The organism is Castellaniella sp., from assembly GCF_034007085.1.
Lineage (GTDB): Bacteria > Pseudomonadota > Gammaproteobacteria > Burkholderiales > Burkholderiaceae_B > Castellaniella.
Map to the genome: position 1 here is coordinate 1 of NZ_JAVERO010000018.1, position 14,895 is coordinate 14,895.

The 14,895-nt window shown below is 65.4% G+C and carries 9 protein-coding genes; 4 read left to right on the top strand and 5 right to left on the bottom strand.

The genetic code is table 11. The features are described from left to right. Positions 1 to 154 precede the first annotated feature (154 nt). The 4 genes from RBR29_RS03255 (at position 155) to RBR29_RS03270 (ending at position 9,661) form a co-directional block, all read left to right on the top strand. A complete protein-coding gene (locus tag RBR29_RS03255) occupies positions 155 to 5,299 on the top strand; it encodes an MG2 domain-containing protein (RefSeq protein ID WP_320347197.1) in 5,145 nt (1,714 codons plus the stop codon). Beyond that, positions 5,299 to 7,608 (top strand): penicillin-binding protein 1C, encoded by a 2,310-nt coding sequence (gene pbpC, locus RBR29_RS03260; protein WP_320347198.1) that lies wholly within the window; start codon positions 5,299 to 5,301, stop codon positions 7,606 to 7,608. The genes RBR29_RS03255 and pbpC overlap by 1 nt, the downstream gene beginning before the upstream one ends. A 75-nt stretch (positions 7,609 to 7,683) precedes the next feature. After that, on the top strand, positions 7,684 to 8,229 hold the full coding sequence (locus RBR29_RS03265) for a hypothetical protein (protein ID WP_320347200.1): 546 nt from the start codon (positions 7,684 to 7,686) through the stop codon (positions 8,227 to 8,229). A gap of 139 nt (positions 8,230 to 8,368) precedes the next feature. Next, on the top strand, positions 8,369 to 9,661 hold the full coding sequence (locus tag RBR29_RS03270) for an aspartate carbamoyltransferase (protein WP_320347202.1): 1,293 nt from the start codon (positions 8,369 to 8,371) through the stop codon (positions 9,659 to 9,661). A 69-nt stretch (positions 9,662 to 9,730) separates the two neighbouring features. On the opposite strand, the gene RBR29_RS03275 is transcribed toward RBR29_RS03270, so the two are convergent. From RBR29_RS03275 to RBR29_RS03295, 5 genes are all read right to left on the bottom strand, one after another. Then, on the bottom strand, positions 9,731 to 10,939 hold the full coding sequence (locus tag RBR29_RS03275) for a YncE family protein (protein WP_320347204.1): 1,209 nt from the start codon (positions 10,937 to 10,939) through the stop codon (positions 9,731 to 9,733). Between the two features lie 155 nt (positions 10,940 to 11,094). Next, a complete protein-coding gene (locus tag RBR29_RS03280) occupies positions 11,095 to 12,000 on the bottom strand; it encodes a recombination-associated protein RdgC (RefSeq protein ID WP_320347206.1) in 906 nt (301 codons plus the stop codon). 111 nt (positions 12,001 to 12,111) lie between these two features. Beyond that, positions 12,112 to 12,660 carry a dTDP-4-dehydrorhamnose 3,5-epimerase gene (gene rfbC, locus RBR29_RS03285; RefSeq protein WP_320347208.1) on the bottom strand — a complete coding sequence of 183 codons (549 nt, stop codon included), beginning with the start codon at positions 12,658 to 12,660 and terminating at the stop codon, positions 12,112 to 12,114. Further along, positions 12,657 to 13,535 carry a glucose-1-phosphate thymidylyltransferase RfbA gene (gene rfbA, locus RBR29_RS03290; protein WP_320347210.1) on the bottom strand — a complete coding sequence of 293 codons (879 nt, stop codon included), beginning with the start codon at positions 13,533 to 13,535 and terminating at the stop codon, positions 12,657 to 12,659. Before rfbA ends, rfbC begins: the two co-directional genes overlap by 4 nt. A 128-nt stretch (positions 13,536 to 13,663) precedes the next feature. Then, positions 13,664 to 14,893 (bottom strand): hypothetical protein, encoded by a 1,230-nt coding sequence (locus RBR29_RS03295; RefSeq protein WP_320347212.1) that lies wholly within the window; start codon positions 14,891 to 14,893, stop codon positions 13,664 to 13,666. Between the last annotated feature and the right edge of the window lie 2 nt (positions 14,894 to 14,895).

Consider the following 14,895-nt stretch of genomic DNA (forward strand, 5'->3'; position numbering starts at 1 on the left):
GCAGGGTGGCCGCCCGGGGGTGCCATCCGTGGCGGGTTTTGCAGAGGATTTCCAGGTCCGCGCTGCGTTCAGCGCCACCATGAAATGCACGCGCACCAACGCGCAGGCGCCCTGTTCACCGTTATTCCCCATCGTCGTGGATTTTTCCAGGCCCGTGCCCCGGGACCAGGCCGCGCGGATCACGTTGCAGGGCCTGCAGGGGCCGCACCCGGCGCAGCAGTTTGCTCCTGGGGGAGCGGACCCAGCGGATGAGGCGATCGAGACGCTGCAGTTCGATCCTCCGTTCGAAGAGCTGTCCACGCTCACGCTGTCCGTGCCGGATGGGCTGCGCGACGAACTGGGATTGACCCTGAGCAATGCCGATCGTTTTCCCCTGGCCATCCAGATGGATGCCATGCCGCCGCTGGTGAAATTCGCATCCGGCGAATTTGGTATTGTCGAACGTTTTGCCGAAGGGGCGCCCGGCCAGGATCGGCCCGTGCTGGCGCCGCTGGCCTTGCGCCGGGTGGGGCCGCAGTTGCAGACCCGGGATCTCGTTCTGTCCGCAGGCCAGCTCAGCGATCAGGTGATCACGGACGACGTCCAGGCGCTGCAATGGTATGCCCGAGTGGCGAATCTCCAGGATGGCCGGCTGACGGCAGGCCAGTTTGCCGACCGGTTGGCGCTGCGCCCACTGCGGGACGCGCGCGCAGGAGAGCCGTTCATCGACGTGCGGTCGCGCTCAGTGTTCGGCCCCCGGGATGCCGTCGAGACGTTGACGCTGCCGGGTGTCCAGGATGCCGAGGGCAAGGACATCGAACTGGTCGGCATTCCCCTGACCAAGCCGGGCCTGCATGTGCTGGAGGTCGCGTCTCCTCGGCTGGGATCCGCCTTGCTGGATCGCCCGGACGCGGCGCCGGATGATCCGGTCATGCATGTGCGTTCGGCGCTGTTGGTGACGAATCTGGCTGTTCACGTGAAGGCCGGGCGGGATGACACCCTGGTCTGGGTGACCTCGCTGGATCGGGGCCAGCCGGTCGCAGGCGCACGGGTGGCCGTGCTCGATTGCGAGGGACGGCGCTTGCTGGATGGACAAACCAATGCGCAAGGTCTGTGGCATGTGGATACGCCCGTGCCGACGGACAGGTATTGCGAAGGCACGGGGCAGTCGGGGGTATTTGTCACGGCACGCCTTGCCGCCGACCATCCCCAGGCGCATGGCCAGGCAGACTTTTCTTTTGCCTGGTCCAGCTGGGATCGGGGTATCGAACCCTGGCGTTTCAATGTGCCGGTGAACCGTTCCCGGGACCCTGACCTGGTGGCCCATGCGGTGCTGGATCGCACCCTGTTGCGGGCGGGCGAAACCGTCTCCATGAAACTGTTTTTGCGCCGCCTGAACCGCGACGGGGTGGACAATTTGCCGGTTGATCGGCTGCCGGCTCAGGCGCGGCTGGTGCACGACGGTTCGGGCGATGCCCAGATGCTGGCACTGGACTGGCAGACCACCCCCAGCGGCGGGCAGTATGCGCTGCTGGACTACACGATCCCCCGTACTGCCCATCTGGGCACGTATTCGATCGAATTGCAGCCGTCAGCGGGCCAGTCGGCCGATGACTGGACCCCCTGGCTGCATGCCGGCGATTTCCGGGTTGAATCGTTCAAGCTGCCCTTGCTGACAGGATCGCTGAAGATCGCCGGAGACGCTGCGCAGGGGGCTGGGCCGTTGGTGGCGCCGCAGTCAGTGCGCGCCGATCTGCAACTGTCCTGGATTTCAGGTGGGCCGGCGCGCGATGTGCCTGCGACGTTGTCGGCCATGGCGCAGCCCCTGATCCCCAGTTTTTCCGGCTACGAGGATTTCAGCTTTGGTTTGCAGCAGACTGATGACGCAGAGGATATGGACGCCAGCGCGGCTGAATCCGCAGACGCGGCTGCCTCCGACCTGCGACGCCTGATCCTGGATCGGCGTGCGTTGCGCCTGGACGGGCAGGGGGGCGCGCGGATCGATTTGACGGATCTGCCGCGCCCATCCGAACCCCAGTCCTGGCTGTTCGAGGCAGCCTTCACCGATCCTGCCGGCGAGATCCAGACGCTGGCCCAGACGGCGCAGGTCTGGCCTGCGGCGGTGGTGGTGGGCCTGCGGGCAGGGCGCTGGGTGTCGCAAGGGGAACAGGCCCGTGTCACGCTGTTGGCGCTGGATACGGCCGGGCGGCCACAGGCCGGCGTGCCGGTTCAGCTGGATGGCCGGGCTCGCACGACCTACAGCACCCGCAAGCGCTTGGTGGGCGGGTTCTATGCCTATGATTCCCATGAACAGCTGGCTTCCCTGGGCACGTTGTGCCAGGGCAGGACGGATGCGCAAGGCCAGTTGGAATGTGTGCTCAAACTGGACCGGACCGGACGGGTCGAGTTGTTTGCCCAGGCCCAGGATGCGCAGTCGCGTGTGTCGCGTGCTTCGGATTCGATCTGGGTGTGGGGGGGCGAAGCCTGGTTTGGCGATGGGAATGACGATCGGATCGACGTGATTCCAGCCAAGGCCGACTACAAGCCTGGCGAGACCGCTGAATTCACTGTACGCATGCCGTTTCGTCAGGCGCGTGCGCTGGTGGCCCTGGAGCGCGAGGGCGTGCTGGAAACGCATGTGGTCGATCTGGACGGTGACGAGCCCATCGTACGTCTGCCTGTGCGGGCAGACTGGGGGCCAAATGTCTATGTCTCCGTGCTGGCTGTGCGCGGCCGCATCCGCCAAGTGCCCTGGACATCGTTTTTCGATTGGGGCTGGCGTCATCCGCTGGACTGGATGGAGGCCCGTTCCGGTCAGGTGGGTGATGCGCCCGAACCCACGGGTCTGATCGATCTTGCCAAACCGGCATTCCGCTTTGGCTTGGCAAGCATCCGGGTCCAGAGCGAGGCCGACCGCCTGCAGGTCAAGGTGGAAGCTGATCGGGATACCTATCAGGTACGCCAGCATGCCAAAGTCCGCATCCAGGCAAACCGCCCGGACGGCAAACCCGCCGCCGGCGCTGGCGTGGCCTTTGTCGCGGTGGACGAGGCCTTGCTGGAATTGCGCGCCAACGCCAGCTGGGATTTGCTGCAGGCGATGCGCGTGGAGCGTGACTATGGCGTGGAGACGGCCACAGGGCAGGGACAGGTCGTTGGGCGTCGTCACTATGGCCGCAAGGCAGTGGCGGCCGGTGGCGGTGGTGGCTTCAACGCCACGCGGGAACTGTTCGACACGCGTCTGCTGTGGCGCGGCGACCTGACGCTGGATGCGCAGGGGCAGGCCACGCTGGATGTGCCCTTGAACGATGCCTTGACGCGCTTTCGTCTGGTGGCGATCGTTGACCAGGGTTCAGGACTGTTCGGGACGGGGCATACCGACATCGTCAGCACCCAGGATCTGCAAGTGGTGTCGGGGTTGCCCCAGGTGGCGCGTGAAGGTGACCACTACGAGGCGCGCGCGACGGTGCGCAATCGCACGGATCGGGTGATGGCGCTTGCGCTGTCGGCAAGCGTGGCGCAGGCCGACGGGGCCGGGCAGACCTTGCCTGGGCAGACGGTGCGGCTTGAACCGGGCGCAGCGCAGACCGTGGCCTGGCCGGTCACGGCGCCGCGCTTGTCTGGCCAGTCGGAAAGCGGGATGCTGGGCTGGCGCTTCGAAGCACGCACGACCGAGGGCGAGGCGGCATCAGACCGGATCGAGGTGGCGCAGACACTGCTGCCGGCGGTGCCGCTGGCGGTGCGCCAGGCCATGCTGCTGAAGATCGTGGATGCTGCGCCGCAGCAGATCGAGGTAGGCGCGCCAGAGCGGGCACTGCGCGATGCGGCTGGCCTGCCGCGCGGCGGTATCCAGGTCAGCCTGCAATCCAGCCTGGCGGGTTCCCTGCCGGGTGTGCGCGCCTGGCTGGATGCCTATCCCTATACCTGCGTCGAACAGTTGGGCGCCAAGGCGCTGGGGCGGCGCGATCCGGCGGCCTGGGCGGCGTTGATCAAGCGCTTGCCTGACTACCAGACCGAGTCCGGCCTGTTGTCGTATTTCCCGGGTGGCCGCGGCAGTGTGGTCCTGACGGCGTATCTGCTGGAGATCGTCACGCGGGCTGCGGACAGTGCCTATGGCCTGCCCGGCGAGATCCGCGAGGGCATGCTGGCTGCCTTGCAGGACTATGTGTTCGGGCGCCTGAAAGAGGATGGCTGGGCGCCTGCGCGGGATGCATTCTGGCGCAAGCTGATTGCCGTGGATGCGCTGGCGCTGGCTGGCGCCTGGCAGCCCGGCATGTTGGACAGTGTTGCGCTGGAGGTGGACGACTGGCCAACCCCGGCGGTGGTGACCTGGCTGTCGATTCTGCGGCATGTGCCGGACCTGTCAGGTCGCGAGGCGCTGTTGGCACGGGCCGAGGCCGTATTGCGTGCGCGGCTGTCGCGCCATGGGGCCGGGCTGGTGCTGGCGGACGAGACGGTGGATGCGGGCTGGTGGTTGATGAGCAATCCTGCCACGGTCCAGGCCCGTTTGCTGATGAGCGTGCTGGATCGCCCCGGCTGGCGGGCGGATGTACCGCTGCTGTTGAACGGTTTGCTGTCGCTGCAGCGCAAGGGGGCCTGGTCCACGACCACGGCCAATGTGCTGGGTTCTCTGGCCGTGGGGCAGTTCGCACGCGCCGTGGAAACCGATGTGGGCAAGGGATCGGTGCGCCTGGCGCTGCCTCCCTCAGAGCCCGTCGTGCTGCCCTGGGGTGATATGCCTCATGCCGACGGTGTGCGCCGTCAGTCCCTGGATCTGCCTTGGCCGCCTGACGGCAAGGGCACGCTGGATATCACGCAGCAAGGGCAGGGGATTGGTTGGGCCACGGTTGTGGCGCGTGCGGCTGTACCCTTGACACAGGCTGTGGATGCCGGCCTGAAGATCGAGCGCACCGTCATCCCGGTGTCTCGGGCATATCCCGAGCGCTGGTCGGTGGGCGATGTCTACCGCGTGCGCCTGCGCGTCCGGGCTCAGGAACCATTGGTCTGGGCCGTGATCAGTGACCCGGTGCCGGCGGGGGCTTCCATTCTGGGCGGTGGGCTGGGGCGGGATTCCAGCCTGGCGGTTGCGGGTGAACGCCAGGATCACGGGTGGGACCAGCCCAGTTTCGTGGAGCGCGATGCTGGGGTGTTCCGGGCCTACTACGAGGTCATGGAAGCCGGTGAGCGCACGCTGGAATACACCGTGCGGCTGAACGTGCCCGGGGATTATCAATTGCCACCCACGCACGCCGAGGCTTTGTACCAGCCGGATGTCTTCGGCGAAGCCCCCAATGCGCCCTTGCGGGTGGAGTCCCAGCCCTGATGGCGCGAGCGCGTCGGACGGGTCGGTCGCGCTATGGGGCCAGGCGGGTTGCCGCCTGGTTGCCAGGGCTGATCCTGATTCTGGCGCAGATTTCGCCGCTTCAGGCGCGGGCCTGGGCGTGGACGGACGGCGCTCCGCCGGACTATGCCGCAGTCCGGGCGGACTGGCGCGCTTCGGATGTGCGGCTGCTGGCTGCGGATGGGCGGGAACTGCAGCGCCTGCGCACGGATTTTTCCAGCCGGCGTGGCGACTGGGTGCCTCTGGCTGAAATCTCGTCTGCCCTGCAGCGGGCCGTGGTGGTATCCGAAGATCGCCGCTTCTACGAGCATGGCGGGGTGGACTGGCTGGCGAGCGCTGCGGCGGCCTGGTCGTCCGCCTGGGGTGACGGCGTGCGAAGGGGCGCTTCGACCCTGAGCATGCAGTTGGTGGCACTGCTGGATCCTGCTTTGCGGCGTGGGCAGGGCGGCAGAAGCGTGCTGCAGAAGATCGATCAGATGCGGGCAGCCAGGGTGCTTGAATCCCGCTGGTCGAAAGCCGACATTCTGGAGGCTTATCTGAATCTGGCTGCCTGGCGTGGTGAACTGGTCGGGGTCGATGCGCTGTCGCGCGTGATGTTCCAGAAACACGCCTCGGGCCTGACGCTGCGCGAAGCCGCGTTGGCAGCGGTGCTGCTGCGCGGCCCGAATGCGCCATTGCCGACCTTGGTGCAGCGCGGCTGCAGCCTGTTGCGTGAACTGGGCCGGCCCGAAGAATGCCGGGGCTTGCGGACGTTCATGCTGACGGCCTTGTCGCGTGTGCGTGAAACGCGTTTCGATGCGCCGGCCTGGGCGCCGCACTGGGCCCGCTTGTCATGGGATGCTGGGCAGGCCGACGGGCGTGGCGAGATCCGCTCGACGCTGGATCATGATTTGCAGGTGGCGGCGGTGCGCGCCGTGCGTCAGCACCTGGATGAGTTGCGCGGCACCGGGGTGACCGATGCGGCCGTGGTGGTGCTGGACAACCGCAGCGGTGCCGTGCTGGCCTATGTGGGCTCGTCGGGCGCGCTGTCCGAGGCGGCTGCGGTGGACCACGCGCGCGCCATCCGCCAGGCCGGTTCCACCCTGAAGCCGTTTCTGTATGGGCTGGCGCTGGATCAGGGGCGCCTGACAGCCGCTTCCTTGCTCGATGACAGCCCGGTGGGCCTGGACGGCGGCAGCGGGCTTTATATGCCGGACAATTACGACCATCGGTTCAGCGGCTGGGTCAGTGCTCGCACGGCGCTGGCATCTTCCCTGAACATACCGGCCGTGCGTGTGCTGATGCAGGTCGGTCCCGAAACACTGGCCAATCGCCTGGTTGCCCTGGGTCTGCCGCTGACCCAGGGTGGGGACTATTACGGCTACAGCCTGGCGTTGGGCTCTGCGGACGTGACGCTGCTGTCCCTGACCAACGCCTACCGGGCATTGGCGCGCGGAGGCGACTATGCACCGGTGAATTTCCGGGCACGGCCCGGCGCCGGGGCGCAGACGGGAGTCCGGCTGTATTCTCCCGAAGCCGCCTGGATCGTGGGCGACATGCTGGCCGACCGCACTGCGCGCGCCCGGACTTTTGGACTGGACAGTCCATTGACCACACGGTTCTGGACCGCAGTGAAGACCGGCACCAGCCGCGATATGCGCGACAACTGGTGCGCCGGGTGGTCGGTGGACTACACGGTCGGTGTCTGGGTGGGCAACAGCGCCGGCGCCAGCATGCGCGGTGTGTCGGGGGTCAGCGGCGCCTGCCCCATCTGGCACGACATGTTTGACCAGCTCTACCGGAACCGTGTCCCTGCATCGCCGCCCAGACCGCCAGGGGTCGAAGCGCGCACGATCGTCTTCGGCGGGGGGCTGGAGCCCGCGCGGACCGAATATTTTCTGGGGGACACTGCTCAGGCCCGGTTTGCGCCACCAGACGGACGCGGTCATCATGGCCGGCCGCGCATTGCCGAACCTGTGGATGGTACCCTTCTGGCGCTGGACCCCGATATCCCCTGGGATCGGCAGCGCCTGCGCCTGCGGGCTGTGGATGCAGGCGGACGCCCTGTGCCCGGCGCCCGCTGGTTCCTGGATGGCAAGCCCTATGGCGAGGAACCCGCGCCGGACTGGGCGCCTCGGTCGGGCACGCATGTATTCGAACTGCGGGACGCGCGCGGCGTGTTGCTGGATCGGGCCAGGGTGATCGTTCGAGGCGGGCGCTTCGCGGTTGGCGCAGCGGGTCCTGGCCAGAGGGGCGGTTCTGCTGCCAGCCTGGATGTGCGATCCCTGCCTGGCCCGCAGGAACGGCAGTGATTCCGCTGGCGCACTACGACGAGTCTGATGCTTGAGACTGAAAGGAGATTGGGTATGCACGGATGCAAACCATGGATGAAGACGCTGGCCGGTGTCGCCTTGACGGTGCTGGCGGGTTGCCAGACACCGCCCGGATCGCGCAGCACGCCGGATGCTCCGGCGGCGCCAGTGGCTGTGCCGCAGGCGGTCGGGCCGCAGCCGGTCATCACCGAAAACCGGCAGGCGCTGGACTTGCGGGTGTTTCTGGCCGACATCCGGTCGCGCCCCGGCTGGATGCCGGTCCCCCTGAAACCATCCGGCATGTTGTATGTGCGGCCTGAGGCGCTCATCAACCGTGCCGATCTGATTGGTATCCAGTCGGCCACCGACCAGAAGGGCGATGGCGTCCTGGTGCTGGTCCTGAGCGACGATGGCTTGCGCAAACTGCGCGAGGCGACTGCGGCCAATCCAGGGCTGCGCCTGGCGCTGGTCGTGGGGCATACCATGCTGGCCGCGCCGAGCTATGCCGCACCGATCACCCAGCAGCAACTGGCCTTTGGAGTAGGCTCGGCGCGCAATGCCGAACTGGCCGCACGCTCGGTCGCCGGGGTCGAGGCCGCACCCGCTGCGGACGGGTTCTGAAACAGGGGCTCAGGCCGCCAGGGGATTCGCGCATGGCGCGTTGTTTTTTTGATGCGGATGGCGTGGTGCCGGAGATTTTGCTTGCGCGTCTGTCGAGCGATCGGTAAAAATCTACGCATTGCGTATACAGGAGCCGGCCGTGGCGATTTCCCAGCAAGTCTTTTTGCGCGACGCGATGCGCCGCCTGAACCTGACCCGCGACGTGTTCGCGGCCCGTATTGGCGTCAAACGTCGTGCCCTGGATACCTGGTTACTGCCGGAAGGCTCCCAGGAAGCCCGCTCCATGCCGGAAGTCGTCGCACGCTTTGTCACCGAGATCGTGGAAAATGGCGCGCTGCTGGAAAAATATGCGCAAAGCGCACAGTCAGGCCCTTTGCGCGACCGGATCGCGGTCAATAACAAGCATCAGTTGTTGTCCGTGGATCAGTTCACGCGTGAATCGGTCGAAGAACTGTTCCGGGTGGCCGATCTGATGCAGCCGATTGCGCGGCGGCAGAAAGTGTCCCGCGTGCTCGAAGGCGCTGTGCTGGGCAATCTGTTCTTCGAGGCCAGCACGCGCACGCGGGTCAGTTTCGGTGCGGCTTTTTGCCGGCTGGGCGGCTCGGTCTGCGACACCACGGGATTCACGTTCTCGTCCATGGCCAAGGGGGAATCCATCTATGACACCAGTCGTGTGATGAGTGGCTATGTGGATGCCATGGTGATCCGCCATCCGGAAAAAGGCTCCGTGGCCGAATTCGCTGCTGCGACCAACATCCCCGTGGTCAACGGTGGCGATGGCGCGGGCGAACACCCCAGCCAGGCATTGCTGGATCTCTACACCATCCTCACGGAATTCTCACGCCTGGGCAAGTTGCTGGATGGTGCGCACATCGTCATGGCGGGGGACTTGAAATATGGCCGGACAGTGCATTCTCTGATCAAGCTGCTGGCCCTGTATCGCGGCATGAAATTCACCCTGGTATCCCCGCCGGGCCTGGAAATGCCGGAACATCTGCTGGATCAGGCTGGCCGTAACGGCCATGTGATCGAACAGACCCACGACCTGGCCGCTGGCTTGAAAGGGGCGGATGTGGTCTACGCCACCCGGGTACAGAAAGAGCGGTTTTCGGGCGAGAATCTGGAAGGCTATTCGGCGGATTTCCAGGTCAACAAGGCAATCGTGGATGCTTGCTGCGGCCCGGACACGATCGTCATGCACCCTTTGCCGCGCGACAGCCGCGATGGCGCCAATGACCTCAGCACAGACCTGAATCACGATCCGCGCCTGGCGATCTTTCGCCAGACGGACAACGGCATTCCAGTGCGCATGGCGATCTTTGCCGTGCTGATGGGGGTCGAAAGCCTGGTGCAGCATTCGTTGCGCGATGTGACCTGGGCGCCACCGTCCCACATCGGGCCCGACGACTGCGTGTTCCACGGGCTTGATTGATTGGGTGGCGCGGGCCGCCGTGCCAGGCGGCCACCGCCGGGCACGATCCGTCCCACCCGCGCAGCGTCGTCAGCCTTTTGCTGCGTCCTTGTCCAGCGTGACGCGCAGGATCTGTTCCTTGGCGCCTTCCACGAATTCATCCGGATTCCACATTTTGTTGAATCCTTGCTTCAGGCCGACGTACAGGGCGCTTTCGTCAGCGGCCAGCGCCATCATGTTGGGAAATACATGGGCCGGGATCTGCTGGGTTATTTCGTAGGTTTTGCCGTTCACGACGCTGATGGTGCCGCTGTTGAAATTGCTGACGTAGATTTCGTCGTGTTTCGGGCTGTAGGCCAGTGTGACGCCCCCTTTCCCGGTCGGCACGAAAGCCAGTTGCTGGCCGCTTTTCTGGTCGAACACGTACAGGCCGTCCTGTTCATCCTCGTCCCCGGGGCGGGGCTGGTGGATGAACTGGGATGCAAAGATGCGGTGACCCTGGGCATCGACGGCCAGGCCCACCAGATTGTTCACGCGCGGCTTGATCGAGTCGTCCAGGCGGATGGTGTGAACGATCTTGCGGGTGACGGGATCGATTTCATTGATGTAGTCGGATCCGGCGGTAAAGAGATGGCCGGTGCCTCGATCCAGATGCAGCGCATAGCCGACCGAGGGGAATGCGTTCTCGATTTCGCCCTTGATGTGCAGGGTCTCACCATCCAGGATCAGCAGCTTGTAGAACGAACGGTATTTGTCGTTTTCCTTGACGCTGCCGATGTAGGCGGTAAACAGTTCGCCAGTCTGCGCGCTGTGGACGATGTGACGCAGGTGTTCGTGCTGCGGTTCGCTGGGATCGACATGCAGCCGTTCGCTGGTCCGCATCACCTTGCCGGTCCTTGGATCGACTTTGCTGATGCGCAGCGACGCAGCCTGGGTGTGGCCGACGTACAGCCATTGCCCCTTGGCGTCCTGTGTCAGCGAGAATGCGCGGTACGGCATCGCATAGCGGCCCTTGATGTCCAGCGTCCTGCCATCGAAAGCGTACAGGTAGCCCAGGTTGTCATCCCGGCGCACGCGGTCCATGACCGAGGCGAACACCAGGCCGGTGGGGGCGTGGTATTGCAGTTCGTACAGGCCTTCCTCGGGGTGTTCCAGATAGTTGGTGCTCATCCAGAGCCGGTCCTTGGTCGATGCTGGCGGCGCTGCGCTCCAGGCCACGCCTGACAGGCAGAGGGCCAGGGCGGCAGCCAGGATGGCCGTGGTGTGCCGCAACGACGGCGGACGATGGGTGTTGCGCATGGAAAGCCTCTCTATGCTTCTGGTTAATGATAATGATTATCAAATTGATGTTTCATTATATTTGAGAGACCATCATTTGTCGCTGGGCTGTCCCAAGCGGGCAAAGCCATTCTTGAGACAGCCGATCAAAGAAACGCGCCTGGCGGCCGATGAACTTATTTGTCGCTGTGCCGTTCTCCGCCCAGGGCCGCCACCAGATCGTCCAGCATGCGCGCCAGTTCGCCCGTCATCAGGGCAAAGTCGGCCTCGAACTGCTCGGCTTCGTTGGCAGCCTGGGCGTCCTGGTGTTCTTTGAGCACATCCAGGGGCGCCACACGCTTGATATCCAGGTTTTCGGTCAGCACGAAGGACACGCGGTCATTCCAGGTCATGGCCAGGCGCGTGCATTGCTTGCCCGATTGGATATGGCGGCGGACTTCGTCCAGTTCGACCGATTGGCGCACATAGCGCACGGTGGCGCGCGATTCGCCAGTGGAGCGCAGTTCCGTGTCCTGGTCGATCGTGAAGCCGGCTGGCGCCTCGTCTTCGGACAACCACAGCGTCATGGCGGCACCTGGCGACATGTCCACGTGCAGCGGCACGATGGGGAAGGGCGTCAGCGTTTTGGCCAGCAGGCCCAGGACTTCGTCACTGCGCGCGGTGGCGGCTGCATCAATGGCTACCCAGCGATTGACGGTATCGATCCAGACGTGCGTGTCGTGGGCGATGACGAAGGCGCGTGGCAGCAGTTCCATCGTCATCTGCTCCTTGATTTCCTTCATCTGCTTGCGGCCAGGCTTGTAGCCTTGCTGTTCTTCTATCTGCAGGGCGCGGGCGCGGCTGGCCTGATTGACGACCGTGGCCGGCAGCAGTTTCTTTTCTGTCTGCAGGCGCAGCAGGATCTGGCCATGCTGGGCATAGGCCAGGCCGCTGTCCGCGCGCGGCGGCAACCAGCCCGACACCTGGCTGTCCTGGCTGCCGCCTGGCTGGAAGGCGAGCGGTTCCAGGGCAGTTTCAAGGTCGGCGGCGGTCAGGGAAACGTTGGGAGCAAGGCGGTAGAGTTTGAGATTCTTGAACCACATGGTCTTGTCGGGCGAGCCGATGGAGGGAGTGAAAACAGGATTGGGGAAGCTTCGGGCAGGACGAAGCGTCGAGGAGCCTCGATTGTACGCGCTTGGAAACGGTCGGCTGGTTCAGCGCGGCAACGTGCGTGCCCAGGCCTGCAATCCCGGGTGTCGCTGATCCTTGGCCGACAGGACGGGGTGCCGTTCCGGCCAGGGAATCGCCAGGTCCGGGCAATTCCAGGCCAGCCCCCCTTCGTCGTCCGGATCGTAGTAGTCCGTGCATTTGTACTGGAAGGTGGCGGTCTCGCTGATGACGCAGAAGCCATGTGCATAGCCCGGAGGAATCCAGATCTGCCGGTGATTGTCGGCCGACAGTTCGATGGCGACGTGCTGGCCGAATGTGGCGGACCGGGGATCGATGTCCACGGCGACGTCGAAGACGGCGCCCTCGGTCACCTGGATCAGCTTGCCCTGTGGGCGGGTCCGCTGAAAATGCAGGCCACGCAGCACGCCGCGAGTGGAGCGCGAGACATTGTCCTGGACGAAGACCAGGTCGATGCCTGCTGTGTCCCGGTAGCGGCGGGCGCTGAATGATTCCAGGAACCAGCCGCGCTCGTCACCGAAGACCTGGGGTTCGATGATGCGTACGCCGGGCAGTGCCGTGTCGATGACTTTCATGGTCCACTGGCCTCGTGTGCCAGGGCCAGCAGGTATTGGCCGTAGTCGGTCTTGGCCAGCCGCGCGCCGCGTTCTTCCAGTCCGGCACGATCCAGCCAGCCGTTGTTGAAGGCGATTTCTTCCAGGCAGGCGACTTTCTGCCCCTGGCGGCGCTCGATGGTCTGCACGTAGGTGCCTGCGTCCAGCAGGCTTTCGTGCGTGCCGGTATCCAGCCAGGCAAAGCCCCGCCCCAGGCGCGTGACGTGCAGGTCACCCCGCCGCAGGTAGGCATTGTTCACATCGGTGATTTCCAGTTCGCCTCGCGCCGAGGGCCGCACCTGGCGGGCGATGTCCACGACATCCTGGTCATAGAAGTACAGGCCGGTGACGGCGTAGGGGGATTTCGGCTGCGCGGGTTTTTCCTCGATCGACACGGCCTGCCCGGCGGCATTGAATTCGACCACGCCAAAACGTTGAGGGTCCGCGACCCGGTAGCCGAAAAGAGTCGCTCCCGAGGTCCGCTGGGCGGCTTCGCGCAGCATGCCGCTGAACCCGTAGCCATAGAAAATGTTGTCCCCGAGCACCAGGCAGACCCGGTCGCCGGCGATGAAGTCCGCGCCGATCAGGAAGGCCTGGGCCAGGCCGTCGGGCGAGGGCTGTTCGGCATAGGACAGGGCGATGCCAAAATCCGATCCGTCACCCAGCAGGCGCTGGAACCCGGGCAGGTCGTCGGGGGTGGAAATCACCAGCACATCGCGGATGCCGGCCAGCATCAGCACGGACAGCGGATAGTAGATCATCGGCTTGTCGTAGATGGGCAGCAGTTGCTTGGACACGCCGCGGGTGATGGGGTGCAGCCGGGTGCCGGAGCCGCCGGCGAGAATGATGCCTTTCATGGAATGCCTGGAAGGATCTGGACCAGCTGCCAGTGTAGCGGGGATCGGTGCGCGGCGATGCGGGGATCTGGCGGCGGTTTTCGGGTGGACCGTGTTGATCGGCTGGTGCAGCAGCAGGCGTCAGCGGTTCAGAGCCAGGCTTCCTGCTCGGCCTTGCGGCCTTCGGCCTGCATGGCCAGGCACAGGACGCGCAGTTCGTCCGGCAGCCGGGGGCGGGCCAGCAGGCGTTCCAGCATCTGGTGGTCATGCGTGTTCAGTGGCCAGCGCTGGGGAGTGGTGTGCCATTCGTCCACCCCCATGCGGTGCGGTGTCCAGGCCAGACCCCGGGATTCCCAGAGCGCGCCGACGGTGCAGGCGATATCCACGCCTGAAGGATCGGCATCAGCGCTGATCCAGGCAGGCGCCGGCGCCAGGCGCAGCAGGCGTTCGATGGTGACCAGCCAGTCGGTCGATGGCCGGCCAGGCATCCAGAGCAGGGCCGTGCCGGATTCCAGGATATGGGCCTGGCGTTCGAAACTGGCGCGGTTTTCAATCAGCCACCAGCGCTGCGGCGTCGTGGCGCAGGTGATCCGGTCCAGGTCGGTCAGCGGCAGGCCGATGCAATGCAGATGGCCCAGCGGCATGGTCTGCGCTTCAGGCCAGCCCAGGGTGATGTCGCCAGCAAGCCAGGCCATCGATGCGAAGCGCGTGATGCGCAGGCGTTCCAGATCGAAACCGGATTCCAGCCAGCGCCAGTCTGCGCCGGACAGTGCCTTGGTGCCGTCACCTGCATGCAGGGCGAAATCGCGTCGTGTGCCACAGGCCCCTTCGTCGTGCCAGGCCGCGAGTGCGCGCAGCAGATCCAGGCGCCGAGCCAGCCGTTCCGGTGGCAGAGACCGTTCTTCGGCCAGCTGTTCCAAGGCTTGTTCCAGTTCGTCGAGCAGGTCCGGGTCCGGGGCCATTGCTGTGGTGCGCCAGGTTTGCAGCCAGTCTCGTGTCTGCATGATCAGCGCCTGGCGTGTTTCAGCACGGCGCCCTGGCCCCACGACCCCCAGCAGGGCTTGCAGGCGCGGCAAGTCGCGCCAGATCAGCGCGTCCCATTGCCATGCGCCGCCTGACAGTCGTTCGCACCGGATGATCCAGCCTTCGAGGAGCAGCCATGCGCACAGGGCGTCGGCTAGTTCGATTCCGGTGGTGCCTGCATCCTGGATCAGGGTGCTGCGTTGGCGCCGGGTTGCGTCGTTGCGGACCCAACGGCGCAACAGTGTTTTCCGGTCCTCGGCGATCAGGGCCGGCAGGGCTTCGGGGACCGGAATGCCTGCGCGGCGTTCGCGCCGGTTCCTGCCCCGGGTCTCGTCGATCCAGTCAACCGTCCCCATGA